Origin of the sequence: Romboutsia sp. (assembly GCF_035470145.1) — a bacterium.
Classification (GTDB): Bacteria; Bacillota; Clostridia; order Peptostreptococcales; family Peptostreptococcaceae; genus Romboutsia_D.
Genome location: NZ_DATIRC010000113.1, coordinates 1 through 2,600 on the forward strand (window position 1 = coordinate 1; position 2,600 = coordinate 2,600).

2 protein-coding genes are annotated in these 2,600 nt (G+C 30.4%); both read right to left on the reverse strand.

The window, feature by feature from the left end; translation table 11 throughout:
• On the reverse strand, nucleotides 1–1,344 hold a 1,344-nt coding region (locus VLM92_RS04320), incomplete at its 3' end, for an APC family permease (RefSeq protein ID WP_325275125.1).
• Between the two features lie 507 nt (nucleotides 1,345–1,851).
• A complete protein-coding gene (locus tag VLM92_RS04325; RefSeq protein WP_325275126.1) occupies nucleotides 1,852–2,499 on the reverse strand; it encodes an FMN-dependent NADH-azoreductase in 648 nt (215 codons plus the stop codon).
• Nucleotides 2,500–2,600 lie beyond the last annotated feature (101 nt).

Genomic DNA, 2,600 nt, shown 5'->3' on the forward strand with positions numbered 1-2,600 from the left:
TTTTTTTGATTTACTCTCTTCTTCGTTTTTCTTACTCATAGCATTATAAACTGGTAAACCGATTGCAGTTATTATAAGTCCTCCTACTGATATCATAGTAGTTTCCATACCTGCAAGTAATAATTGGTTTAATACAACGTATAATCCACTTAATATTGCTATCATTGGTATTACTGGGTAGAAAGGTACTTTATATGGTCTGTGTAAGTTTGGTTGATCTTTTCTTAACTTTATAACTCCTATAAATGTTAATACATAGAATATCCATATAGCAAATATTGATAAATCACTTAATAAGTTAAATTGTCCAGATAAAGCATATAATGAAGCAAGTATTGCCATTGATATTATTGCATTAGCTGGTGCTTGAGCAGCATTTAACTTAGATAAGAAGTTATATCCTGGTAAAGTTTTTTGCTCTGCTAATGTATAAGCAACTCTTGGTCCTGTTAGTAAGTATCCATTTAATGCACCGAATACTGATACTAATATACCAACAGTTATCATCTTACCACCAACTGGTCCAAATATTTCATTTGCAACTGCTGCAGCTGGTGCTGCTGCGTCCTTTAATTCACTAGCTGGTAATACCCAAAGATATGCTACATTTATAATTAAATAAACTGCCATAACTAATGATAATCCACCAACTATTGCTTTTGGTAAATCTTTACCTGGGTCTTTCATTTCTCCAGCTAAAGCTCCAACATTTATCCATCCATCATAAGCAAATAATACTGCTATTAATAATTGTCCTAATACTCCACCTGCACTTACGCCTTCTGCTACTAGAGGAGTCATTATTTCATTTTGTCCAGATCCTTTTATAAATCCAAATATCATTATTAATATAAGAGGTATTAATTTACCTACAGTTGCAATTGTTTGTATAGATCCACCTGCTTTAGATCCTAAAGTATTAAGTCCTGCTATTAATACTATTACACCTACTGCTACTACAAGCTTTAATTCAGGTTGTCCCATTAAACCTGTAGCTTGATCTGCAAATATAACTGCTAATGCTGCTATAGTAGCTGGGAAGAATAACACCGTTTGCATCCATCCTGTTAAGAATCCTAATTTTTTACCATAGATTTCTTCTATATATACCATCATTCCACCAGTTTTAGGTATTGCTGCTGAAACTTCTGCAGCCGTAAGCCCGCCTGTTATTGTCATAATTCCTGCTAATACCCATGCTATCATTCCAAGTCCTGGTTCTCCGCCAGTTGCTGAATAAACTGCTTGAGGCTTAAAGAATACCCCTCCACCTATAACCATACCAACAACTGTTGATAAAGCTGCAGCTAATCCAAGATTTTTTTGAAGTTGCTTATTTTCCATTTCGCTCTCCTTTTAAATTATAAATTTTATTATTTCATTTATTCTACGTTATAATTATAATACATTTTTCATTAGTTTCAATACATTTTTTTCTCTTTTTCGACAGTTTTATTCTCGATTATTTTTTTTTGATTTCAAATACTTAGCGTCATTTATTTTTTTAAATTTTCAATTTATTATTAATTTTTATTTTATATCTGAAGCATTGTTATTTACTTATATCTCTACACTTTCCCCTATGTTATCATCTAAAGTATTTTATTAATCCATGCTTTAGGAAATGTTTTCCTATTATTTTTTTCAATATATAAAAATTATTAGAATTTAAAAATCCGCTTCGTTTGAGCGACGTGTTGGCGAATTATCTCAAGTTTATTAGTGGGGATTATAAAAATATTTTTCTTTCTATTGATAGAAATATGACTTTAAGAGCATATAGAATTTTTTTAAATTAAATACAAATAAAGCCATATAGTCAACATACCACATGGCTTTATTTGTATTTAATTAATATTTCATCGAGTCAATTACATCATCTATTTTTCCTACTGCTTTATCTATTGCTTCTTTTCTTTCTTGCTCCGTAAATCCTGTTCCATCTACTAGTAGTTCTTCAAATTTCTTTATTCCCATAAATTTAATTATATTTTCTACATAATTTATACCTTTATTCATAACAGGCTTTAGTATCCAAGGTATATGTCCCCCTGATGATTGTATATAAACTACACTTCTATCTATATTATTTAAAAGACCTTCCGGTTTTCCGCTGTCAAAAGTTATTGTCTTTTGATCTTGCATTATACAATCTATATATTCTTTAAGTGGTGCAGGAAATGATAAGCTCCACATAGGTGCTGCTATTACATATACGCTGGCATCTACAAATTGATCACATAATTCTCTTATTTTTTGTATTTCTATTTGGTCTTTATCATCTAATTGTTTTGCATCATCTTCGTTTACTATGCAGTTTCTTTTTTCAAAGTATTGATACTCAAGTCTAGGTATATGTTCTTTGTAAAGGTCTACTTCTTCTACTGTAAAATCTTTATTTTTTTCTAGGAATCTATTTATAAATTTTCTAGCTACTGTTTTGCTAGCTGACAAGTCTTCTGGCTTTGAGTTTACACTTATGTATAATAACTTTTTCATGCTTTTGCCCCTTTTCATAATTTATTTTATTATTCTTTGTAAGAGGTTGCTTTTTATTTCACTTAGTATTTTTTTAAGTTATCTTGCGAGCATGTCCCCTT

Excerpts from the sequence above, each read along its gene's own strand:
- VLM92_RS04325 (WP_325275126.1), bottom strand. The coding sequence starts at position 2,499 with ATGAAAAAGTTATTATACATAAGTGTAAACTCAAAGCCAGAAGACTTG.